Raw genomic sequence first — 23,065 nt, forward strand, 5'->3', positions numbered from 1 at the left:
ATGGTTCCCATTAGTGTTGCTTGGCGAGGGCGGCCACGAGGCGCAGGGCGTCGAGCGTGCCCACGCCGGTGGCCATGTCGTAGCCGTTGACGGCCTTGTAGCCCTTGACGCCCTGGTAGCTGTTGTCCGTGCCGTCGTTGACGTCGACGATGCCCGGGTTCTTCTGCTTCAGCAGGGTGTAGAGGGCCGGGTTGATGTTGCCCAGGCGGTGACCGGCCGCCTGGTCGGCGAGGGCGACGACGCCCGAGAAGAGCGGGCTGGCCTCGCTGGTGCCGCCGGAGACGTCCCAGCCGGTGGCGGTCGGGTCGTAGCTGGAGTACACCCAGGCACCGCCGTTGACCGCGGCGGCCATCGAGATGTCCGGGGTGCCGCGGCGGGTGCCGACCAAGTTCTTGACGCTGTCCTGGAAGCCCGGACGGGTGAACACGTGGGACTGGCCGCCGCCGCCCGCGCCGTAGTCGTTGTAGACGCTGTCCGGCTTGATCCGCTCGCCCTTGTCGTTCAGGTGGAGCTGGGTGCCGCCGATGGAGGTGACCAGCGGGTCGGAGGACGGCCAGGAGTTGACGCGCTTGTTGTAGTACGTCTTGCCGTCCAGCTTCATGTCGGTGGCGCCGCCGTCACCGGAGGAGCCGAGGACCGTCACGTGCTTGCGCTGGGCGTCCTCGAAGGCGTACCGCAGCTTCTTGATGCTGGAGAAGTCGCCCTTGTCGAAGCCCGGGAAGGTGTTCTCGGTGGCGCCGAAGCTCTGGCTGATGACGTCGCCGACACCCTGGTCGATCAGGTGCTTCTCGGCGGACATCATCTCCGGCAGACCGGTGGTGCCCTCCGTCTCGGAGACCGCCGTCTCCACCAGGACGATCTTCGCGCCGGGCGCGACGGCGTGGGCCATCTCGACGTCCAGCGTGGTCTCGCCGGCCCAGCCGGTCATGTCCGAGTTCTTCGGGTCGAACGCGGGGACGTGACCCCACTTGACGACCTTCACCTTGGTGCTGGGCAGGCCGAACTGCTTGCTGTAGACGTCCAGGTCGTGCTGGACGGTCGGGGACCCGAAGGAGTCGACGATGACGATCGTACGGCCCTTGCCCGTGATGCCCTTCTTGTACAGCGGGTTCAGGTTGTACGCGGTGCGGTACTGCAGCGGGTTGTAGCAGTTGATGTGCCACTTGGCCTGGCACTGGGCGATGGGGAGGGGGCTGGCCACGCCGTGGACCAGGGTGTGCCCCGCGATGGCCGGCTGCGCGAAGGTGTGCGGTACGCCGGCGGGCGCGGCGGTGGTGGCGCCGGCCGAGGAGAGGGTCGCCAGTCCTGCGGCGACGAGTGCGGCGGTGGCGGCGGAGGCCGCGAGGCCGCGCCCGGTTCGGGCTATGCGCATGTGTTCCCCTGAGAGGTCCTGTGACGTCCTGGACAGGACGAACCCGAGCAGGACGAAGTGGTCAGGCGCATCCCATCGGGTGAGTCATGGACAGAACAAGACCAAGGGCATGACTCTTGAACCGCCGATGCCGAATCCTTTACCAAGACGCAGGAAGCAGCAGCGGCCGGTGCCCCCGCACAGTGGGCACCGGCCGCCACGGTTCTGACCTGTCCGTGGCAGGTCAGAGCGCGAGACCGGTCAGGACCAGCACGCGCTCGTAGGTGTAGTCCTCCATCGCGAACCGCACGCCTTCACGGCCCACACCGGACTGCTTGGCGCCGCCGTACGGCATCTGGTCGGCGCGGTAGGACGGGACGTCGCCGATCACCACGCCGCCGACCTCCAGGGCGCGGTGGGCGCGGAAGGCGACCTGCAGGTCGTGGGTGAACACGCCCGCCTGGAGGCCGTACTTGGAGTCGTTGACCGCGGCGAAGGCCGCGGCCTCGCCGTCCACCTTCTGCACGGTGAGGACCGGCCCGAAGACCTCCTCGCAGGCGAGGGTGACGTCCGCCGGTACGTCGGTGAGGACGGTCGGCGCGTAGGAGGCGCCGTCGCGGTCGCCGCCCGTGAGCAGGTTGGCGCCGGCCTCGACCGCCTCCTTCACCCAGGACTCCACGCGCTTGGCGGCGTCCTCGCTGACCAGCGGGCCGACGTCCGTCCGGGCGTCGGACGGGTCGCCGGTGACCTGGGCCTCGACGGCGGCGACGATGCGCGGCAGCAGACGGTCGTACACGGAGGCGTCGGCGATCACCCGCTGCACGGAGATGCAGGACTGGCCGCCCTGGTAGTTGGAGAAGGTCGCGATGCGGTTCGCGGCCCAGTCCAGGTCGGCGTCGCTCGCGTAGTCGGCGAGGACGACGGCCGCGCCGTTGCCGCCCAGCTCCAGCGTGCAGTGCTTGCGCGGCACCGAGTCCATGATCGCGTAACCGACCTTGTCGGAACCGGTGAAGGAGATGACCGGCAGACGCTCGTCCTGGACCAGGGCGGGCATGCGGTCGTTCGGGACCGGCAGGACCGACCAGGAACCGGCCGGCAGGTCGGTCTCGGCCAGCAGCTCGCCCAGGATCAGGCCGGAGAGCGGGGTGGCCGGGGCGGGCTTGAGGATGATGGGCGCGCCGACGGCGATCGCCGGGGCGATCTTGTGGGCGCACAGGTTCAGCGGGAAGTTGAACGGCGCGATGCCGAGCACGACACCCTTGGGGAAGCGGCGGGTCAGCGCCAGCCGGCCCTGGCCGCCGGCGTCGGTGTCCAGCCGCTGGGCCTCGCCGCCGTTGAACCGGCGGGCCTCTTCCGCCGCGAACCGGAACACGGAGACCGCGCGGCCGACCTCGCCCCGGGCCCACTTGACCGGCTTGCCGTTCTCGGCGGAGATCAGCTGGGCGATCTCCTCGGTGCGCTCGGCCAGCCGCTTGCTGACGTGGTCCAGGGCGGCGGCGCGCACGTGCGCCGGGGTGGCGGCGAACTCGTCCCGCACGGCGTACGCGGCGGCCACGGCCTCCTCGACCTGGGCGTCGGTCGGCACGCCGACCTTGCCGACGAGCCGGCCGTCCCACGGGGAGGTGACGTCGAAGGTGTCCTCGCCGGTGACCTGGCGGCCGGCGAGCCAGAAGGCGTGAGTGGAAGTCATAGGATTCCCGGCCCTTCCGCGTTAGGGGTGTGCTTGGCTTGCGTGGTCAACGGTAGGGCGGGGGTGCGCGGGGGTCGCTTGTCCGAGTCGTAGCAGTGGCCGGGCTGGGCACTACTGTTTGGACTAGTCGGCGCTCGGACCAGTCGGCGCCGGACCGTTCGGCCTATTCGGCGCTGGTCGCCTTCAGGGCGAGCCACAGCTCCATCCGGACGTCGGGATCGTCCAGGGACCGCCCCAGGATCTCCTCGACCCGCCGCATCCGGTACCGCAGCGTGTGCCGGTGCACGCCCAGGTCCGCCGCGGCCGCGTCCCACTGCCCGTGCCGCGACAGCCACGCCCGCAGCGAGGCGACCAGATCCCCGCGCCCCGTCGCGTCATGCTCGTGCAGCGCCCGCAGCAACCCGTCGGCGAACGCCTTCACCGCGTCGTCGGCGAGCAACGGCAGCACGGACCCGGCGGCCAGCTGCTCGTGCTCCACCAGCACCCGCCCGCGCCGCCGGGCCACCGACAGCGCCTGCTCGGCCTGCTTGTAGGCCGCCGCCGCGGCGATCGGCCCGGCCGGCGCGGACAGCCCGACCACCAGCTCGTCCTCGTCGCCTGCGGCCTGCTCCGGCACCGCCCGCACCGCCTCCAGCGCCGCCGCGTGACTCGTGCAGGCGGCGACCGCCGCGCCCCCGTCGGCGGCCAGCACCACCAGCCGCTCCCCCTCGGGCACGACGAGTACGGCCTCCCCGGAGCGCGCGGCGGCGGACTCCACGCCCTCCGCCAGCGCGCCCAGCGGATCACCGCCGACATCGCTGCTGGGCGCGGCGCCACCGGCACCCGGCCCCGGCCTGTGACCGTGGGCATCGGCGTGCGCCCGGGCGGCGGAGCCGGACGCCGCCTCGGCGACGATCATCCGGAACGGCGCGTCGAGCAGCCCGCCGTACAGGTCCCCGGCGACGGCCCGGGCATGGTCGGGCTCCCCGGCGAGGAGCATGCGCAGCACCGCCGCGCCGACGCGCTGTTCGGCGGCGTGCAGGGAGCGGGAGCGTTCGGTGGTGAGGGTGAGCAGGGCGATGGCGGAGTGCACGGCGTACCGCTCGGCGGTGCCGAGGGCGGCGGCGGTGCCGACGGCGAGCGCCGCGCGCGGCCGCCTGCCCGTGCCCAGGGAGTGCAGCTCGACCCGGTCCTCGTGGTCGGGCCCGCCGACCACGGAGGAGGCGGGCGCGGCCCGCTCCCGCAACCGCTCCACCTCGGCGGTCAGCCGGGCGGCGCGCCGTCCGGCCCACTCGGGCGCGGCGGCGACGACGGAGCCCGAGGCGTCGTACAGCGCGGCCCACCCGTCGACCTGCCCGGCGAGCGCGCCGAGCAGCCCCTCGGGCCCGGAGTTCAGCGCCTGCTTGGTCAGCTCGCGCTGCGCGGCGAACCCGGCGGTGACGGCCCGGTACTGATCGGCGGCGATGGCGGCGGAGACGGCCTTGCTGATGGCGAGGAAGGGGGTGCGGCGGGGCACCTCCAGCAACGGCAGCCGCTCCAGCCGGCAGGCGTCGACGAGGGCGGCCGGGATCTCCTCGTAATTGACCCCGACGGCGAATCCGAGCCCCACGACGCCCGCCCCGACCAGCCGCTTCACATACCGCCGCATGGCCTCGGGGTCCTCCGCGTCCAGCTTCAGCGCGGTGATCAGCAGCAGCTCACCGCCCTCCATGTACGGCACGGGGTCGGCCAGCTCACTGACGTGGGCCCAGCGGACGGGCACGTCGAGACGGTCCTCGCCCGCGCGCACGGTCAGCTTCAGCGCGGAGTGGTGGACGAGCGAGGCGAGGGTGGGGGGCATGGGGCCTTCACGGTGAGGGGTGATCTCCTGCATCAGGGCGATGGTCGGCGATCACGGCGATCTCTTGGCCGATCCGTATGAACGGCCTATCCCGATTCTGCCTCACCGTACGGTCCCCCGCCGCCCCGTCACCCCCTCAGATCCACCAGCAGCGGCGGCGCGTGCTCCCCCTTGACACTCGTCAGCGACAGCACGGCATGCCCCGCCGGCACCCCGTGCGCCAGCTCGGACGCGGACCAGCGCTCGCGCTCCACCTGGCGGACGGTGACGGCGCGGGCGGTGGGCGCCTGCCCGGTGATGACCCGGCGCAGGATGTGCACGGCCTTGCCGGCCGGGGTCTCGGCGATGATCTGCCGGTCGGTCACGTCCCGGGTCTCGGTCCACTCCTTGCCCCACACCTCGGCGAAGTCCTGCCCGTCCCAGGGGGTGACCCCGGACAGCGCCATCCGGCAGCCGGTGGCGCCGAGCAGCGGACTGCGCAGCGGCCTGGGCACGTCGTCCAGGGTGCGCAGGGTGAGCACCGCGCCGGCACCCGCCGAGCGGAGCCGCTGGATGCCGCGGACCGCCTCCGGGGTGACGGCCCCGGAGGCGTCGTCGAGGATCAGGCAGGCGAAGAGCGACCGGTCCTCCCGTACCGTCACGGCCGCCGTGAACTGGGCGAGCACCAGGCGGGCCAGGATCCGGGAGGCGTCGGCGTGCCCGCGCTGGGGCAGGTCGACGCGCACGCGTACCGGGTGGTCGAGGGCCTTGAGCGAGAACGGCCGGGACTGCCCGGAGGTGTCGAAGAAGGGGGCGAAGGCGGGCCGGTCGAGCAGCGCGATCCGGTCGGCGAGGACGGTGCCGACGTCGCCCGGATGGGCCATCTGCCGTTCCCGGGCGTCGAGTTCCCGCAGGAGCCCGTCCTGTCCGGTGTCCGTCAGCGCTTTGCGCAGCGCCGCGAGCGGGCCGGGAGCGCCGTCGAGGAGCCCGCGCAGCTCGGGCACGGACGGAAAGCGGCCGTGGACGGCGCGGAAGGGACCGAGCAGCTGGGCGAGCACCGTGGTGGAGCGGCGGCTGTCGCTGCCCGGGTGCGGGTCGGCGAGGTCGCCCACGAGGGCCTCGGCGAGTATGGCAGCGGCCTCGTCGGGGTCGGTGGTGCCGCCGTAGAGGTCGAGGTCGTAGACGGACTCCGGGTCACCGATGCGTACGACGACGTCGTAGGCCTCGGCCGGTCCGAGTCCGGCGCCCGCCGCGCCGACGACCACGACGGAGGCGCGCCCGGCGAGGGCGTGCAGGCACAGGGACTCGGCGAGCGGCCGTACCACCGCGCCGGTCTTCCCGGAGCCGGACGGCCCGACGACGAGCAGCGAGGTACCCAGCAGGCCGGGGTCGAGGCCGAGACCCGCGCCACGGTAGTGGTAGGGGTTGCGGGCGTCGTCGGCGGTGGTGCCCAGCCGGACCTGGCCGGTGAGCAGGTCGTGGCGTGCGTGCCGCACGGGCAGGTCCCGTTCCCCGGACGGGTGCAGACAGGCGGCGGAGCCGTCCTTGAGCACGGCGCCGGTGAAGGTGGCCAGCGAGTGCCGCCCCGACCGCACCCCCTGCCAGGCCCGGCTGATCCGCGCGTGGTCGACGTCCCGCATGAGCCCGGCCTTCGCCTCGGCGGCGAGCCGGTCGGCGGCCTCGTGGGCACCGGCGCGGCGCAGGTGGGGCCATTCGGCCGGGTCCTGCTCGGGGGCGGGCGGTCGCTCGGCCACCGGCAGGGCCGGACGCCAGGCCGGCGGGCCGTAACGGCGCCACACCTCGCCCCACCGGCCGAGACGGCCGACGATCAGCAGGATGCCGAGGGCGATGACGGTGTAGTAGCCGTACCAGAGGAAGGCCTGTGACACATGGCTGTCGCTGCTGCGCCAGGAGTCGGGGACGAGCAGTTCCAGCGGCAGCACCCACCAGCTGCCGAGGTAGCCGTTCCACAGCAGGGACCAGACCAGCCAGCCGACCAGGAAGGCGATGAGGGCGCCGCTGATCAGCTGCCGGGCCGGGATCTGCTCCGGCTCCCGTTCGGGCCGGGGCCGGTGCCCGAGGCGCCACACGCCGGGCGCCGCCTCCGGGCGGGGGGTCCGCAGCCAGGTCAGGAAGGCGGAGCCGTCCGGTTTCGGGGGCGATCCGGGCGGTACCACCGGCATGGGCGGCACCGCGCCCGCCTCCGTCGGTGCCGCCGGGCGGGGTACGGGACGCGCATGCGTGCCGCGCGTGTCCCGCGTGCTGTCGCCGTCCATCGCCCTTGCCCCCTGACCAGCCGTTCCGTCCACCATCAGCGAGCAATCTAACGCCCCGGCAAGGGGAGTTCACCGCTTACGCGGCCGAGAGCGCCCGCCGACCGGGCGTACCCCGGCCACCCGGCTATGTCCACCACGGACAATCGGGGTGCCCGACAGCGCCCACATGGAGCATGCCCACCCTCCACCCCCGGCCCTAGCCTGCGAAGAAAGATAGGTAAGCGGCCGAAAACTCACCGCCCGGAATCGTCCGGGACGCCGGATCGGACCGTTCGGTACGCAAGATCGTCAGGAGCCCCCATGACCGCACTTCCGCAGGAGCGTCGCGTCGTCACCGCCATCCCCGGCCCGAAGTCGCAGGAGCTGCAGGCCCGCCGCACCGCCGCGGTCGCGCAGGGCGTGGGCTCCGTGCTGCCGGTCTTCACCGCGCGCGCCGGTGGCGGGATCATCGAGGACGTCGACGGCAACCGGCTCATCGACTTCGGGTCCGGTATCGCCGTGACCAGCGTCGGCGCCTCCGCCGAGGCCGTCGTGCGGCGTGCCTCCGCCCAGCTCGCCGACTTCACCCACACCTGTTTCATGGTCACCCCGTACGAGGGGTACGTGGAGGTCGCGGAGGCGCTCGCCGAGCTCACGCCCGGTGACCACGCCAAGAAGTCCGCGCTGTTCAACTCCGGTGCCGAGGCCGTCGAGAACGCGGTCAAGATCGCGCGTGCCTACACCAAGCGGCAGGCCGTGGTCGTCTTCGACCACGGGTACCACGGGCGGACCAACCTGACCATGGCGCTGACGGCCAAGAACATGCCGTACAAGCATGGCTTCGGGCCGTTCGCCCCCGAGGTGTACCGGGTGCCGGTCGCCTACGCCTACCGCTGGCCGACCGGGCCGGAGAACGCCGGTCCCGAGGCCGCCGCGCAGGCCATCGACCAGATCACCAAGCAGGTCGGCCCGGACAACGTGGCCGCGATCATCATCGAGCCGGTGCTCGGCGAGGGTGGCTTCATCGAGCCGGCCAAGGGCTTCCTGCCGGCGATCCGCAAGTTCGCCGCCGACAACGGGATCGTCTTCGTCGCCGATGAGATCCAGTCCGGCTTCTGCCGTACCGGGCAGTGGTTCGCGTGCGAGGACGAGGGGATCGTTCCCGACCTGATCACGACCGCCAAGGGCATCGCCGGCGGCCTTCCGCTCGCCGCCGTCACCGGCCGCGCCGAGATCATGGACGCCGCGCACGCCGGTGGGCTGGGCGGCACCTACGGCGGCAACCCCGTCGCCTGTGCGGGTGCGCTCGGTGCCATCGAGACCATGAAGGAGCTCGACCTCAACGGCAAGGCCAAGCGCATCGAGGAGATCATGAAGGGTCGCCTCACCGCCATGGCCGAGAAGTTCGACGTCATCGGTGACGTGCGTGGGCGCGGCGCGATGATCGCCATCGAGCTGGTCAAGGACCGCACCACCAAGGAGCCGAACCCGGAGGCCACCGCCGCCCTCGCCAAGGCCTGCCACGCCGAGGGCCTGCTGGTCCTGACCTGCGGCACCTACGGCAACGTGCTGCGCTTCCTGCCCCCGCTGGTGATCGGCGAGGACCTCCTCAACGAGGGTCTCGACATCATCGAGCAGGCGTTCGCGCGCATCTGAGCACCACCCTGACGGTGCCTGCGGCAGGCCGTGTGAAGAACGTGTGCGGGGTGGATGGCGGGAGCCGATTCCGTCTGCCCAACCGGCCCGGCCTGCCGTAGGTTCTACCCAGATGAGAGATACACCCCGCCCACAGGGGACTGTGGGCGATTTCAGGCCGAGGCCTCCCCAGCTTCGACCTGGTCGTGCCCTCGCGCACACAACCGGCGCCTGACGGCTCCGGGATCTCCTCACCGATCGGACGGTCGCCGCCCCAAACCCCCCGGGGCGCGCGACGTTCCGATCCGGACGGCCGCCTCGGAACTACCCCCCCTGTTCCGGGGCGGCCGACCTCCTTCCCTTTCCCTCCCCCCTCGTGACGCCCGGTCACCTCGTACGCCCATCGGTCATCCGGTGGTCATCCGGTACGACCATGTGACGCATTCCCGCTTTCCGGGCCGGGCGGACCTGCGAAGCTGGACACCGTGTCAACCCGCCGCTGCTTGCTCCTCGGCGTCCCGGCCGCCCTCTTCGCCCTGATCACCTGGCAGGTCGTCGCCCACGGGCCGCTGTTGCGCCTGGACTCCCGCCTCAGCCGGGCCCTGGTCCATCCGGACGGGTTCGGCCAGTTCCTCTCCGACCTCGGCGACGTCCAGGTCGCCGTCCCGGTCCTCGCCGCGGCCGTGGTCCTCGCCCTCCGGCGGGGGCGTGCCGCCGGCGCGCACCGGTGGTGGCTGCCACCCGCCGCGGCGGCCGTCCTGATGGCGCTGGTCCCGGCGATCGTCGTACCGCTCAAGGACTGGACCGCGCGGCCGGCGACCCCCGTGGAGCCCCCGGCCGTCGGCTACTTCCCCTCCGGGCACACGGCCACGGCGGCCGTCGCCTACGGCTCCGCGACCCTGCTGCTGCTCTCCTGGCTGCGCTCCACGGCGGCCCGCCGGGGCCTGGTCGCCGGCTGCGCGGCCGTGGTCCTCGGGGTGTCGTACGGCCTGGTACGGCACGGCTATCACTGGCCGCTGGACGTGGTGGCCAGCTGGTGCCTGTGCACCGTGCTGCTGACCGCCCTGTCGCTGGTGCCGGGGGTCGGCCGGAGCACGCGTCGGAGCGCTCGCGGAACTCCCCGTCCGGACGGGGACGAGGTGGACGCGGTCGGAGACGAGGCGGACGATCGCGGGGGCGTGCCCTCGGGTTCTTGACGCCGGGGCGTCGCTCACGGGGGTGCCGAACTCCGGCCGCGCCAGTGCCGGTTGGGGCACTAGCCGCCGCCGTCCCCTCCCCCGGCCAGCCGTGCCGCCGCCTCGTGCATCGCCAGCTCCAGCAGGGCGGGGTCGGTCAGCGTGCCGGAGCCGTCCGGTGACACCAGCCAGCGCACGCCCCGGGTCGCCCGGCCCGGATGCGGTACGACGATCCAGGTGCCGGGTCCGGCGGTGCGGACGCCGGTGCCGACCCAGCGGGCCGCGGTGCCCGGTGGCACGAAGAACCCGACCCGGTCGTCGCCGAAGCCGGCGAGCACCGGCCCGGGCTGGTCGAGCACCCGGAGGAGCACGTCCAGGGTCGGGTAGCCGAGGTCACCCGGCAGGATCAGTACGTCCCAGGCCCGGCCGGCGGGCAGCAGCGCGACCCCGAGTGGACTGCGCTCCCATTCCCAGCGGCAGGCTTCGGGGTCCGGTGCGACGGATGCCAGCCATTCGACGGCCGTCTTCGCCCCAGTCATGGCAAGGCCTCCCCTTCTCTCACCCGGCCGTCCGGCGCGGTCGGGTCAGGTGGAGAGAGGGAGGCCTTCGGGGGGCATTACGCGGGATCCCCGCCCCCGCTGGAGTGATCTAGGTCACACCAGCGGGTCGGCCGGGCCGATCCTAGTAGTAGTACCAGTACCAGTACCCGTCGTCGTCACAGTGGTGGTGGTGATGGTGGTCCCAGTCGTCGTCGTGGTGGTAGTAGTCCCCGTCGTGGTGGTCGTGCTGGGGGGCCATGGTCACCACGGACGCCTGGGGCATCGGAGCCGCCGAGGCGGCCGCCGCCGGCAGCATGACGCCTCCGGCTACGGCGGCCGAGGCCGCCGCCGTCGCCAGGCCCAGGCGCAGGCGGCGCCGGGGGCGGGTGTCGTCGTGCCTGCGGGTGAAACGGTCGATGAGAGTCATGGTCTTCTCCTGCTGATCCGGTGTGGAAGCCGGTGCCTCCCGGTGAGGCCCGTGCTTCAAGTACGCCGGAACGCGGGAGCGGGGTCATGCTCCGGAAACTCGTGGCTTGACGCCGCCATAAGGACCGGGTAAACGGTCTCAGCTGTCGAAGCCCAGCCCCAGCCGGTCCATCGTCCGCAGCCACAGGTTGCGGCGGCCGCCGTGCGCGTCCGCGCGGGCCAGGGACCACTTGGTGAGGGCGATCCCGGTCCAGGCGAACGGCTCCGGCGGGAACGGCAGCGGTTTCTTGCGGACCATCTCCAGCTCCGTCCGCTCGGTCCGCTCCCCGTCCAGCAGGTCGAGCATCACGTCCGCGCCGAAGCGGGTCGCGCCGACGCCGAGGCCGGTGTACCCGGCCGCGTACGCCACCTTCCCCTGGTGCGCCGTGCCGAAGAACGCCGAGAAGCGCGAGCACGTGTCGATCGCGCCGCCCCAGGCGTGGGTGAAGCGCACGCCCTCCAGCTGCGGGAAGCAGGTGAAGAAGTGCCCGGCGAGCTTGGCGTACGTCTCCGGCCGGTCGTCGTACTCGGCGCGCACCCGGCCGCCGTAGTGGTGGATCGCGTCGTAGCCGCCCCACAGGACGCGGTTGTCGGCGGAGAGGCGGAAGTAGTGGAACTGGTTGGCCGAATCGCCGAGGCCCTGACGGTTCTTCCAGCCGATGGCCGCCAGCTGCTCGTCGCTGAGCGGCTCGGTCATCAGCGCGTAGTCGTAGACCGGGACGGTGTAGGAGCGCACGCGGCGCAGCAGGTTGGGGAAGATGTTCGTGGCGAGGGCGACCTTGCGGGCGCGGACCGAGCCGTACGGGGTGCGGACGGCCATCCCGGCGCCGTACTGCTTCAGCGTCAGCGCGGGTGTGTGCTCGTACACCCGCACCCCGAGTTCCAGACACGCCCTCTTCAGGCCCCAGGCCAGCTTCGCCGGGTGCAGCATGGCGACGCCCCGGCGGTCCCACAGACCGGCCTCGAAGGTGGGTGAGTTGACCTGCTCGCGCACGGCGTCGGCGTCCAGGAACTCGATGCCGTCCGCGAGGCCCTTCCGCTCCAGCTCCTTGTGCCAGTCGCGCAGTTCCCAGGCCTGGTAGGTCTCGGTGGCGACGTCGATCTCGCCGGTGCGCTCGAAGTCGCAGTCGATGCCGTGCCGGGCGACGGCGGCCTCGATCTCGTCGAGGTTGCGCCGGCCGAGTTCCTCCAGCTTGTGGATCTCGTCGGGCCAGCGGGTGAGGCCGTTGGGCAGGCCGTGGGTGAGGGAGGCGGCGCAGAAGCCTCCGTTGCGGCCGGAGGCGGCCCAGCCCGCCTCGCGGCCTTCCAGCAGGACCACGTCCCGCTGCGGATCGCGCTCCTTCGCGTTGAGCGCGGTCCACAGTCCGCTGTAGCCGCCGCCCACGACCAGCAGGTCGCAGGTCTCGGCGGAGGTGAGCGCGGGCTCGGGGTGGGGCTTGCCGGGGTCCTCCAGCCAGTACGGGACCGGCTGGGCTTCGGAGAGAGAAGCGATCCAGTTGTCTTTGCCACGGCTCATGGCGCTTGGGGCCATGATTTCAACTCCCTACAGAGGACTTTCCTGAAAGGCCTATGCCTTCTGGTTGTTACGGCGATTGGTGACGAGCATCGAGAACAGCGTGATCAGAACGGCGACGAGGAACATGGCCGTGCCGATCACATTGATCTGGACCGGTGTGCCGCGCTGCGCCGAACCCCACACGAACATCGGGAAGGTCACGGTCGAGCCGGCGTTGAAGTTCGTGATGATGAAGTCGTCGAAGGAGAGCGCGAACGACAGCAGCGCGCCCGCGGCGATGCCCGGTGCCGCGATGGGCAGGGTGACCCGCAGGAAGGTCTGCACGGGGCCGGCGTACAGGTCCCGGGCGGCCTCCTCCAGTCGCGGGTCCATCGACATCACGCGCGCCTTGACCGCGGTGACGACGAAGCTGAGGCAGAACATGATGTGGGCGATGAGGATCGTCCAGAAGCCGAGCTGCGCGCCCATGTTGAGGAACAGGGTGAGCAGCGAGGCGGCCATGACGACCTCGGGCATCGCCATCGGCAGGAAGATCAGCGAGTTGACGGCGCCGCGGGCGCGGAACCGGTAGCGGACCAGCGCGAAGGCGATCATCGTGCCGAGCAGGGTGGCGCCGATCGTCGCCCACACGGCGATCTGGAGGCTGATGGACAGCGAGCCGCACATGTCGGCGACGCCGCACGGCTTCTTCCAGGCGCCGAGGGAGAACTGCTGCCACTCGTAGTTGAAGCGGCCCTTCGGCTTGTTGAAGGAGAACACCGTCACGATGACGTTGGGCAGCAGCAGGTACGCGAGCGTCAGGATGCCCGCGATGACGACGAGATGGCGCTTGAGCCAGTTGACGAAGGGCATTTAGACCAGATCCTCCGTCCCGGACCGGCGGATGTAGATCGTGACCATGGCCAGGATGGCGGCCATGAGGATGAAGGAGAGGGCCGCGGCGGTCGGGTAGTCCAGGATCCGCAGGAACTGCGTCTGGATGACGTTGCCGATCATGCGGGTGTCGGTGGAGCCGAGGAGTTCGGCGTTGACGTAGTCGCCGGCCGCCGGGATGAAGGTCAGCAGCGTGCCGGAGACCACACCCGGCATCGACAGCGGGAAGGTGACCTTGCGGAAGGTGGTCCAGGGCCTGGCGTAGAGGTCGCCGGCCGCCTCGTGCAGCCGGGGGTCTATCCGCTCCAGCGAGGTGTACAGCGGCAGGATCATGAACGGCAGGAAGTTGTAGGTCAGTCCGCACACCACCGCGAGCGGCGTGGCCAGCACGCGGTCGCCGGCCGTCCAGCCGAGCCAGTTGGTGAGGTCCAGGATGTGCAGCGAGTTCAGGGTGTGCACCACCGGGCCGTTGTCGGCGAGGATCGTCTTCCAGGCCAGGGTGCGGATCAGGAAGCTGGTGAAGAACGGCGCGATCACCAGGATCATGATCAGGTTCCGCCAGCGGCCCGCGCGGAACGCGATCAGGTAGGCCAGCGGGTAACCGAGCAGCAGGCACAGGACCGTGGCCCCAGCCGCGTAGAGGACGGACCGCAGGAACTGCGGCCAGTACTCGCTGAGCGCGTCCCAGTAGGTGGCGAAGTGCCAGGTGACCTTGTAGCCCTCCTCCAGGGAGCCCTGCTGCACGGAGGTGGAGGCCTGGTAGATCATCGGCAGCGCGAAGAAGACGACCAGCCACAGGATGCCGGGCAGCAGCAGCCAGTACGGGGTGAACCGGCCACGTTTGCGCGGGGGCTTCTTCTCCTCGGTCGCGGGCGCGAGGGGCGGGGGCGCCTCGGCTTCGGTGAGCGTCGTCATCAGGCGGCCGCCTCTTCTTCGAGACCCGCGTCGATGTCCTGGGCCGCGTCCAGACCGAAGGTGTGCGCCGGGCTCCAGTGCAGGACCACGTCGGCGCCGGGCACCAGCCGGCCGTCGCGCTCGACGTTCTGGACGTACACCGAGAGCTCGTCGCAGACCGGGCTGTCGATCACGTACTGGGTGGAGACCCCGATGAAGCTGGCGTCGGCGATCTTGCCGGTGAGCCGGTTGCGGCCCTCGGGAATGTCCCCCGCGTCGTCGGCGTGCGTGAGGGAGATCTTCTCCGGGCGGATACCGACGAGCACCTTGCCGCCGGCCGTCGCCGGGGCCGAACATCGCGCCTCGGGCAGCACCAGCTTGCCGCCGCCCGCCTTGAGCACGATGTCGTCGCCGCTCTTGGTGTCGACCTCGGCCTCGATGAGGTTGGAGGTGCCGAGGAAGTTCGCGACGAAGGTGGTGTTCGGGTTCTCGTACAGGTCGGTCGGGGAGCCGAGCTGCTCGACGCGGCCCGCGTTCATCACGGCGACCGTGTCGGCCATGGTCATGGCCTCCTCCTGGTCGTGCGTGACATGGATGAAGGTGATGCCGACCTCGGTCTGGATGCGCTTGAGCTCCAGCTGCATCTGGCGGCGCAGCTTGAGGTCGAGGGCGCCGAGCGGCTCGTCGAGCAGGAGCACCTTGGGGTGGTTGATGAGCGCGCGGGCGACGGCGACGCGCTGCTGCTGGCCGCCGGAGAGCTGGTGCGGCTTCTTGCGCGCCTGCTCACCGAGCTGGACCAGCTCCAGCATGTCCTCGACCTGCTTCTTCACGCTTTTTATGCCGCGCCGGCGCAGGCCGAAGGCGACGTTCTCGAAGATGTCGAGGTGCGGGAAGAGGGCGTAGGACTGGAAGACGGTGTTCACCGGGCGCTTGTACGGCGGCAGGTGGGTGACGTCCTGGTCGCCGAGGCGCACGGTGCCGGAGGAAGGTTCCTCCAGGCCGGCGATCATGCGCAGCGTGGTGGTCTTGCCGCAGCCGGAGGCGCCGAGCAGGGCGAAGAAGGAGCCCTGCGGCACGGTCAGGTCCAGCGGCTGCACGGCGGTGAAGCCGTTGTCGTAGGTCTTGCTGATACCGGAGAGGCGGACGTCGCCGCTGTTGTCTGGTGTCGTCATCGTCGTCACGCCCCTGTGAGCTTCGAGAACTTCTGCTGGTAGGCCGTCTCTTCCTTCTGCGTCAGCGCGCGGAAGGCATGGGACTTCGCCTGCATGGCCTTGTCGGGGAGGATCAGCGGGTTGCTCGCCGCCGACTTGTCGATCTTCGCAAGGTACGGCTGCACTCCCGCGACGGGGCTCACGTAGTTGACGTAGGCGGCGAGCTCGGCGGCCGGCTCGGGCTCGTAGAAGAAGTCGATGAGCCGCTCGGCGTTCGCCTTGTGGCGCGCCTTGTTGGGGATCAGCATGTTGTCGGTCGACGTCATGTAGCCGCTGTCGGGGATGACGTAGCCGACGTCCGGGTTGTCCGCCTGGAGCTGCACGATGTCGCCGCCCCACGCCACGCACGCGGCGAAGTCGCCCTTGGTGAGGTCCGAGGTGTAGTCGTTGCCGGTGAAGCGGCGGATCTGGCCCTTGTCGACGGCCTTCTGCAGGCGGGCGATCGCCTTGTCGTAGTCGTCACCGGTGAACTTCGCCGGGTCGATGCCCATGTCGAGCATGGTCATGCCGATGCTGTCGCGCATCTCGGTCAGGAAGCCGACGCGGCCCTTGAGCCTGGGGTTGTCCAGCAGGTCGGAGACCGACTTCACCTCGATGCCGTCGAGCGCCTTCTTGTTGTAGGCGATGACGGTCGAGATGCCCTGCCAGGGGTACGAGTACGCCCGGCCCGGGTCCCAGTCGGGGGCGCGGAACTGGTCCGACAGGTTGGCGAAGGCGTGCGGCAGGTTGGACGGGTCCAGTTTCTGGACGTACCCGAGGCGGATCATGCGGGCGGCCAGCCAGTCGGTGAGCACCACGAGGTCCCGGCCGGTGTCCTGGCCCGCGGCGAGCTCCGGCTGGATCTTGCCGAAGAACTCGTCGTTGTCGTTGATGTCCTCGGTGTACTTGACCTGGATGCCGGTCCGCTTCGCGAACGCGTCGAGCGTGGGATGGCGTTTCGTCTTGTCGTCCACGTCGATGTACTCGGGCCAGTTGGAGAAGTTGACGATCTTCTCCTTGGCCGAGTGGTCGTCGGCGGACACGCCCCCTTGCGTCTTGTTCGCCGCGGGGATGCCGCAGGCGCTCAGCGCCCCGAGTCCGCCGACCGCGAGCGCGCCGCCCGCGGAGGCGCGCAGCAACGACCTGCGGGTCATCGCGGCCCTGCCGCCTCGCAGACTGCGCCGTATGGCGGCGACTTCGACCGGGGTGAGGCGGTCGGGCTCGTACTGCTCCATGCGCGTGGTGCCCTTTCGGGAGGAATGGCTGGTCGGCCTGGTCGAGGGCCGGAACGTCACACCCGGCGGCAGCCGGCTCCTGCTGCTACCGGTCCCCGAAGATCGTGCGGTGCCAGTCCTTGCGGGCGACCGCCGTGTTGTCGAACATTACGTGCTTGACCTGCGTGTACTCCTCGAAGGAGTACGCCGACATGTCCTTGCCGAAGCCGGACGCCTTGTATCCGCCGTGCGGCATCTCGCTGATGATCGGGATGTGGTCGTTGATCCACACGCAGCCGGCCTTGATCTCGCGGGTGGCGCGGTTCGCGCGGTAGACACTGCCGCTCCACGCGGACGCGGCGAGGCCGTACGGGGTGTCGTTGGCCAGCCGGATGCCCTCGTCGTCGCCGTCGAACGGGCGGACGACGAGGACCGGGCCGAAGATCTCGGACTGGACGATCTCGCTGTCCTGGGCGGCGTCGGCGATCAGGGTCGGCCGGTAGTAGGCGCCCTGCTCCAGGTCGCCCTTCGGTGCCTCGCCGCCGGTCACCACGCGCGCGTAGGCACGCGCACGGTCCACGAAGCCGGCGACCCGGTCCCGCTGGGCGCGCGAGACGAGCGGGCCGAGGTCGGTGCCGGGGGCGAAGGGATCACCGAGCCGCACGCTCTCCATCAGGGCGGCCGTCCGCTCCACGAAGGCCTCGTACAGCGGCCGCTGCACGTACGCGCGCGTGGCGGCCGTGCAGTCCTGCCCGGTGTTGATGAGCGCACCGGCGACGGCCCCGTGCACGGCGGCCTCCAGGTCGGCGTCGTCGAAGACGACGAACGGCGCCTTGCCGCCCAGCTCCAGATGCAGCCGCTTGACCGTGGCGGTGGCCACCTCGGCGACGCGCCTGCCGACGGCGGTGGACCCGGTGAAGGAGGTCATGGCGACGTCCGGGTGGCCGACGAGGTGCTCCCCCGCCTCCTTCCCGGTCCCCGTGACGATGTTGATCACGCCGTCCGGGATGCCGGCGTCCGTGGCGGCCTGCGCGAAGAGCAGCGAGGTGAGCGGGGTCAGCTCGGCGGGCTTCAGCACGATGGTGTTGCCCGCGGCGATCGCCGGGAGGATCTTCCAGGCGGCCATCTGGAGCGGGTAGTTCCAGGGCGCGATCGACCCGACGACACCGATCGGCTCGCGCCGGACGTACGACGTGTGGTCCCCGGAGTACTCACCGGCGGACTGCCCCGCGAGGTGCCGGGCGGCGCCCGCGAAGAAGGCGGTGTTGTCGATGGTCCCCGGCACGTCGAACTCGCGCGAGAGCTTCAGCGGCTTGCCGCACTGCAGGGATTCGGCGCGGGCGAAGTCCTCGGCGCGGTCGGCGAGCACGGCGGCGAACCGGTGCAGGGCGTCGGAGCGCTCACCCGGGGTGGCCGAGGCCCAGCCCGGGAAGGCCTCGCGCGCGGCGGCGACGGCCGCGTCGATGTCGTCCGTGCCGGCCAGCTCGTAGGTGTACACCTCCGCGCCGGTGGCGGGGTCGACCACGGCGTGGGTACGGCCCGAGGTGCCCTGCGCCGGCCGGCCCGCGATGAACTGCGCGCCGTCCGCGAATCGCTCCTCGGCGGGAAATCGTTCCGGGGTGGCGGTGCCCGGGTTGTGCATGTCGCTCTCCTCCGCCGTTCGCCCCGTCCCGGGGGTGGGTGGCGTAGCTCCAGCTCGATTTGAGTGCCGATCCTGACAGAGCTATAGGACTCCAACAAGTGATTCCGTTGTTGCCTTTTGGTTACGCGACGGAATCTGTCGACCAGGTGTCGAGTCGGGGCCGAAAAGGCCGGACGGAGTGTCAGTGGTGCGTGCCAGACTCGCGTGCATGGGGAAGATCGACGGGGTGGAAGCCCTGATCAGGGAGGTCCGGGCCGGGTCCCGGATCAAGTACCTCCACTTCTGGGGGCACCGGCCGAGGCCGGACGGCAGGATCGGGGCGAGCTGCCTGAGCCAGTGGTGGCCCTCGCCGTTCACGGTCGACGGGGTGGAGTACGCGACGGCCGAGCACTGGATGATGGCGGGCAAGGCGCGGCTGTTCGGGGACGCGGAGGCGGAGCGCCGGGTGCTGGCCGCGGGTCATCCCGCCGAGGCGAAGAAGGCGGGGCGGCTGGTCCGGGGCTTCGACGAGGCGATATGGGAGCGGGAGCGGTTCCGGATCGTGGTCGAGGGCAGCGTGCACAAGTTCGCGGCCGACGACGCGCTCCGGGATTTTCTGCTCGGTACCGGTGACCGGGTGCTGGTGGAGGCGAGTCCCCTGGACCGTGTGTGGGGGATCGGGCTCGCCGCGGACGACGACGCGGCGTCGGATCCCGAGCAGTGGCGGGGGCCGAACCTGCTGGGCTTCGCCCTGATGGAGGCGCGGGAGCGGTTGGCAGGGGCGGGGACGGGGGCCTGAGCCGACGGAAGCCGCCGAACGGGATCCGGCCGAGCCGGGTCCGGCCGAGCCGGGTCCGGCCGAGCCGGGTGTGAACGTGGAGGGCCGGGTCCGATGCCCGGCCCCCCGTGTCGCCCGTGGTCCGCCGGGACCGTCAGAACGTGCTGCCGACGCTGAACAGGCTGGCGAACACCAGGAAGACCAGCACCGGCAGGAGCACCGTGGCGATGATCCCGCAGACGAGACCGGCGGTCGCCGCGCCCTTGTTGGTGGCCTCACCCCGGTTGGCCTTGCCCCGGCCGATGGCACCGAAGATGATCGCCAGGATGCCCAGGATCATCCCGAGGATCTCCATGGCGATGGTGAGGCTGCAGACCACTCCGATAATGCCCAGCACCAGTCCCGTGGTGCCCATGCCGTTGCTCGGCTGCATCGGCATCGCGTAGCCGGGGGCCTGCGGATATCCCATGGGCGGCGCGGCCGGGTAGCCCGGGGCCGACTGGGGAGGGCCGTAGCCGGGTGCGGGCTGCTGCGGGTATCCGTATCCCGGTGCGGGCTGCTCGCCCGGCTGACCGAAACCACCGGGTTCGGGGTTGAAGTTGGACATGAAGTGGCTTTCCCCTCCGTTGACGATCAAGGCATCGTAATGGGCGCGCGGCGGGGAGGGAGCCGGTTCCGGCCGACGGGCGACCGGAAGGGCGGGGCCCGGTGTGCTCAGCGGTCGGCGGCCACCGTCACCGAGACGCGCGGGGCGGAGTCGTCGTACGGATCGGGGTTCGTGTTGCGGTCGTGGATGGCGGCGGTGATCCCGATCGCGAGCAGGACGGCCACGACAACGCCGATCACGATGCCGATGACGCCCATGAGCAGGCCCGCCTGGGCCTGGCCGTGGTTGGTGGCCTCGCCGCGGTCGGCCCGCCGGCGGCCCTTGATGCCGAAGATCACCGCGAGGATGCCCAGCACCACGGAGACGACGCCGTACAGGCAGAACAGGCACAGGGAGAGGATGCCGAGCACCATCGCCGCGGTGCCCAGGCCGTTCTGCGGGGCCATGGGCATGCCGGGCCAGCCGTAGCCCACCGGGTAGCCGGGGTACCCGGGGTAGCCGTAGCCGCCGGCGGCGGGCGGGGCGGGTATGCCGGGGCCGGAGGGCGCGATCGGCGGCGGCGGTACGGCCTCCCCGCCGGCCGGGGCCGGACCGGGCACGCCGAATCCGGCAGCGGCGGGCGACGCGGGCGCGGGGGGCCCGGCGGGATACGCGGGCGGGGCGAAGCCCCCGGTGTCCAGGGAGGTCATGGTGGCCTGGTCGTGCACCGACGGCGGCCGCACGGGAGGCTGGTCCTGCGGCTCGGCCGGCTGCTTCTCCAGCGAAAGGCGCTGCTCGGGCGGCGCCCACGGGTTGTAGTCGCCGTCCGAGGCTCCACTCGGCTGCGCTCCGTCGCTCACGGGCACGTCCCCCTAGCTCGTTCGTGCCGCCATGCTAAGGCCTCACCGCGGCAGCACTGCGGGCCGGTCCGCTCCCAGCTCGTGGGATCCCCGGGACCGGGACGGCTGCCGGACCTCGGGGAGCGGCCCGACGGAGCACACCCGGTGCCCGCCTACGATGGCGTCCGTGCCACCGATCAGCCGATCACCCGCGCCGCGCCCGTACCGGGCCGTCGGCGCCCTGCCCGGGGAGGTTCCCTTGACCGACAGCAGCTCCGTGCCCGCGACCGGTACCGACGACCGCGATCTGCGGACCTTCATCGCCGGGCTGCCCAAGGCCGAACTGCACGTCCACCACGTCGGCTCCGCCTCCCCGCGCATCGTCTCGGAGCTGGCCGCCCGCCATCCCGACTCCAAGGTCCCCAGCGACCCGGAGGCCCTGGCGGACTTCTTCACCTTCACCGACTTCGCGCACTTCATCGACGTGTACCTGTCGGTCGTGGACCTGATCCGCACGCCCGAGGACGTCCGGCTGCTCACCTACGAGGTGGCGCGCGACCTGGCCCGGCAGCAGGTGCGCTACGCCGAGCTGACCGTCACCCCCTTCTCCTCCACCCGGCGCGGCATCGACGAGCTGGGCTTCATGGCGGCGATCGAGGACGCGCGCAAGGCGGCCGAGGCCGAGTTCGGCACCGTGCTGCGCTGGTGCTTCGACATCCCCGGCGAAGCGGGGCTGGAGTCCGCGGAGGAGACGGCACGGCTGGCCACCGACGACCGGATCCGGCCGGAGGGGCTGGTGTCGTTCGGGCTCGGCGGGCCCGAGATCGGCGTGCCCCGGCCGCAGTTCAAGCCGTACTTCGACCGGGCCATCGCCGCCGGTCTCCACTCGGTGCCGCACGCCGGCGAGACGACCGGCCCGCAGACGGTGTGGGACGCGCTGACCGAGCTGCGCGCCGAACGCATCGGGCACGGCACCAGCTCCGCGCAGGACCCGGCGCTGCTCGCCCATCTCGCCGAGCGGCGCATCCCGCTGGAGGTCTGCCCGACCTCCAACATCGCCACCCGCGCGGTCCGCACCCTGGACGAGCACCCGGTCAAGGAGTTCGTGAAGGCCGGGGTGCTGGTGACGATCAACTCCGACGACCCGCCGATGTTCGGCACCGACCTCAACAACGAGTACGCGGTGGCCGCCCGCCTGCTCGGCCTGGACGAGCGGGGTCTGGCCGAGCTCGCGAAGAACGCCGTGGAGGCGTCCTTCCTGGACGCCGCCGGCAAGGCCCGGATCACGGCGGAGATCGACACGTACACCAGCACCTGGCTCGCCTCCTGACACGGCCCACAAGGGGGCACCCCCACAATGGGGGTCATGCAGACCGTGACCGCCGTGGCCCACCGCGGCGACCCCTACCGGGTCCGTGAGAACACCGTCGACTCGCTGCGTTCCGCGCTCGACCGGGGCGCGGACGCGGTCGAGATCGACGTACGGCTCACCCGTGACGGCGTCCCCGTGCTGCTGCACGACGACACGCTGCAGCGGCTGTGGGAGGTCGGCCGGCCGCTCGGCGCGCTGTCCGCCGAGGAGGTGCGCGGGCTCACGGCGGGCGGGGTGCCGACGCTGGCGGAGACGCTGGCCGCGACCGGTGACTGCCGGGTGATGGTGGACCTCTGTGGACGGGTCGAGCGGCGGATGGTGGACCGGGTCATGGACGTGGTCCGGCAGAGCGGGGCCGGCGAGCGCGTCTACTACTGCGCGGGCCCGGAGGCGATGCTCGCCGTGCGCGCCGCCGACCCGGCCGCCGAGATCGCGCTGACCTGGACGAGCCTCGCCCCGCCCCGGCCCGCGCTGCTGGACGCGGTCCGGCCGCGCTGGCTCAACTACCGCTTCTCCCTGGTGAGCCGGGAGCTGGCGGCCCGCGTCCACCGCGACGGCTACCTGCTGTCCGTCTGGACCCCGGACACCCGCCGCTCGATGAGCCGCCTGCTGGACCTGGGCGCCGACTCGATCACCACGAACCGGGTCGACGTCCTGCACGCCCTGCGCGACGGCGGCGGCATCGGCTGCTGATAGGCCCGGTCCGCACGGGAGTTGGCGGCGCACACCCGCGAGTGCTGGGGCACCAGAGTTTTTCAGGCGGGCAGTGCTTCCAGCCGCTTGATCTTCTGCCGTACGACGTACAGCGGGAGCACGCCGAACACCCCGAAGGACATGTCGATCAGGCTCCACCAGAAGGGGATCCCGCGGATCGGCCCGCAGATCAGGGCGAGCGGGATGATCCCGGCGCAGGCGATCATCCCGAACTCGACCACCCAGATGTTGCGCACCGGGTCGCGGTAGGGGCCGTAGAAGGCGACCGCGATGACGAGGTGGGCGAAGGCGAGCCAGTCGGTGCCGTAGAGGACGAAGGGGTACGTGGCGTCCACCGAGTCGAGGCCGTCGCGGACCCGTGTGATCCAGGCCATGAGCCCCGGCAGGTGGTCCGGCACGGACAGCGCCCGCAACGCGCTCTCGGTCCAGCGCAGTTCGTGCACCAGGGGGAAGGCGGTGGCGCCGCTGAGGACCAGGCACACCACGAAGAGGGCCAGCCAGACGCGAATGCCCTTGAGCAGGGCGGCTCTGTCGCTCATGGCATGAGCGTACGCCTCCTT

At 71.5% G+C, this 23,065-nt stretch carries 19 protein-coding genes and 1 pseudogene; 5 read left to right on the forward strand and 15 right to left on the reverse strand.

The window, feature by feature from the left end; translation table 11 throughout:
- Positions 1-10 precede the first annotated feature (10 nt).
- The 4 genes from ABB07_RS10755 to ABB07_RS10770 form a co-directional block, all read right to left on the reverse strand.
- Positions 11-1,372 carry a S53 family peptidase gene (locus tag ABB07_RS10755; RefSeq protein WP_208898517.1) on the reverse strand — a complete coding sequence of 454 codons (1,362 nt, stop codon included), beginning with the start codon at positions 1,370-1,372 and terminating at the stop codon, positions 11-13.
- 223 nt (positions 1,373-1,595) lie between these two features.
- On the reverse strand, positions 1,596-3,041 hold the full coding sequence (locus ABB07_RS10760; protein WP_208898518.1) for an aldehyde dehydrogenase family protein: 1,446 nt from the start codon (positions 3,039-3,041) through the stop codon (positions 1,596-1,598).
- A 163-nt stretch (positions 3,042-3,204) separates the two neighbouring features.
- Complete coding sequence (locus ABB07_RS10765; protein ID WP_208898519.1) at positions 3,205-4,860, reverse strand: PucR family transcriptional regulator; 1,656 nt, start codon at positions 4,858-4,860, stop codon at positions 3,205-3,207.
- A 128-nt stretch (positions 4,861-4,988) separates the two neighbouring features.
- Entirely contained in the window at positions 4,989-7,115 is a 2,127-nt protein-coding gene (locus ABB07_RS10770; RefSeq protein WP_208898520.1) for an ATP-binding protein, read from the reverse strand.
- A 300-nt stretch (positions 7,116-7,415) separates the two neighbouring features.
- On the opposite strand from ABB07_RS10770, the gene gabT reads away from it, so the two are divergent.
- Both gabT and ABB07_RS10780 read left to right on the forward strand, forming a co-directional pair.
- Entirely contained in the window at positions 7,416-8,750 is a 1,335-nt protein-coding gene (gene gabT, locus ABB07_RS10775) for a 4-aminobutyrate--2-oxoglutarate transaminase (protein ID WP_208898521.1), read from the forward strand.
- A 464-nt stretch (positions 8,751-9,214) separates the two neighbouring features.
- A complete protein-coding gene (locus ABB07_RS10780) occupies positions 9,215-9,925 on the forward strand; it encodes a phosphatase PAP2 family protein (RefSeq protein WP_244189321.1) in 711 nt (236 codons plus the stop codon).
- A gap of 59 nt (positions 9,926-9,984) precedes the next feature.
- Here ABB07_RS10780 and ABB07_RS10785 read toward each other — a convergent pair whose 3' ends face one another.
- From ABB07_RS10785 to ABB07_RS10820, 8 genes are all read right to left on the reverse strand, one after another.
- The gene (locus tag ABB07_RS10785; protein WP_208898522.1) at positions 9,985-10,443 is read right to left on the reverse strand and encodes a hypothetical protein; all 459 of its coding nucleotides are present in this window, start codon (positions 10,441-10,443) and stop codon (positions 9,985-9,987) included.
- A 142-nt stretch (positions 10,444-10,585) separates the two neighbouring features.
- Positions 10,586-10,870 carry a hypothetical protein gene (locus ABB07_RS10790; protein ID WP_208898523.1) on the reverse strand — a complete coding sequence of 95 codons (285 nt, stop codon included), beginning with the start codon at positions 10,868-10,870 and terminating at the stop codon, positions 10,586-10,588.
- 138 nt (positions 10,871-11,008) lie between these two features.
- Positions 11,009-12,439 carry an NAD(P)/FAD-dependent oxidoreductase gene (locus ABB07_RS10795; protein ID WP_208898524.1) on the reverse strand — a complete coding sequence of 477 codons (1,431 nt, stop codon included), beginning with the start codon at positions 12,437-12,439 and terminating at the stop codon, positions 11,009-11,011.
- A gap of 36 nt (positions 12,440-12,475) precedes the next feature.
- On the reverse strand, positions 12,476-13,276 hold the full coding sequence (locus ABB07_RS10800; RefSeq protein WP_208898525.1) for an ABC transporter permease: 801 nt from the start codon (positions 13,274-13,276) through the stop codon (positions 12,476-12,478).
- On the reverse strand, positions 13,277-14,212 hold the full coding sequence (locus ABB07_RS10805; protein ID WP_208898526.1) for an ABC transporter permease: 936 nt from the start codon (positions 14,210-14,212) through the stop codon (positions 13,277-13,279).
- Entirely contained in the window at positions 14,212-15,372 is a 1,161-nt protein-coding gene (locus ABB07_RS10810) for an ABC transporter ATP-binding protein (RefSeq protein ID WP_208898527.1), read from the reverse strand. The genes ABB07_RS10805 and ABB07_RS10810 overlap by 1 nt, the downstream gene beginning before the upstream one ends.
- Positions 15,369-16,616 carry a polyamine ABC transporter substrate-binding protein gene (locus ABB07_RS10815; protein WP_208898528.1) on the reverse strand — a complete coding sequence of 416 codons (1,248 nt, stop codon included), beginning with the start codon at positions 16,614-16,616 and terminating at the stop codon, positions 15,369-15,371. The genes ABB07_RS10810 and ABB07_RS10815 overlap by 4 nt, the downstream gene beginning before the upstream one ends.
- A gap of 85 nt (positions 16,617-16,701) precedes the next feature.
- On the reverse strand, positions 16,702-18,237 hold the full coding sequence (locus ABB07_RS10820; protein WP_208898529.1) for a gamma-aminobutyraldehyde dehydrogenase: 1,536 nt from the start codon (positions 18,235-18,237) through the stop codon (positions 16,702-16,704).
- 208 nt (positions 18,238-18,445) lie between these two features.
- On the opposite strand from ABB07_RS10820, the gene ABB07_RS10825 reads away from it, so the two are divergent.
- Positions 18,446-19,015, forward strand: a complete 570-nt coding sequence (locus tag ABB07_RS10825) for an NADAR family protein (RefSeq protein WP_208898530.1) — start codon at positions 18,446-18,448, stop codon at positions 19,013-19,015.
- A gap of 133 nt (positions 19,016-19,148) precedes the next feature.
- Here the strand turns inward: ABB07_RS10825 and ABB07_RS10830 are convergent, their stop codons facing one another.
- Together ABB07_RS10830 and ABB07_RS10835 are read right to left on the reverse strand one after the other, a co-directional pair.
- A complete protein-coding gene (locus ABB07_RS10830) occupies positions 19,149-19,601 on the reverse strand; it encodes a DUF4190 domain-containing protein (RefSeq protein ID WP_208898531.1) in 453 nt (150 codons plus the stop codon).
- A gap of 107 nt (positions 19,602-19,708) precedes the next feature.
- Positions 19,709-20,440, reverse strand: a complete 732-nt coding sequence (locus tag ABB07_RS10835; protein ID WP_244189322.1) for a DUF4190 domain-containing protein — start codon at positions 20,438-20,440, stop codon at positions 19,709-19,711.
- 144 nt (positions 20,441-20,584) lie between these two features.
- On the opposite strand from ABB07_RS10835, the pseudogene ABB07_RS10840 reads away from it, so the two are divergent.
- Positions 20,585-21,749 (forward strand): annotated as a pseudogene (locus tag ABB07_RS10840) (adenosine deaminase).
- Between the two features lie 36 nt (positions 21,750-21,785).
- Positions 21,786-22,484, forward strand: a complete 699-nt coding sequence (locus ABB07_RS10845; RefSeq protein WP_208898534.1) for a glycerophosphodiester phosphodiesterase — start codon at positions 21,786-21,788, stop codon at positions 22,482-22,484.
- Positions 22,485-22,546: 62 nt separating this feature from the next.
- On the opposite strand, the gene ABB07_RS10850 is transcribed toward ABB07_RS10845, so the two are convergent.
- A complete protein-coding gene (locus tag ABB07_RS10850) occupies positions 22,547-23,044 on the reverse strand; it encodes a hypothetical protein (RefSeq protein ID WP_208898535.1) in 498 nt (165 codons plus the stop codon).
- Positions 23,045-23,065: the final 21 nt, after the last annotated feature.

The sequence above is a fragment of the Streptomyces incarnatus genome (assembly GCF_001027185.1).
Lineage (GTDB): Bacteria > Actinomycetota > Actinomycetes > Streptomycetales > Streptomycetaceae > Streptomyces > Streptomyces puniciscabiei.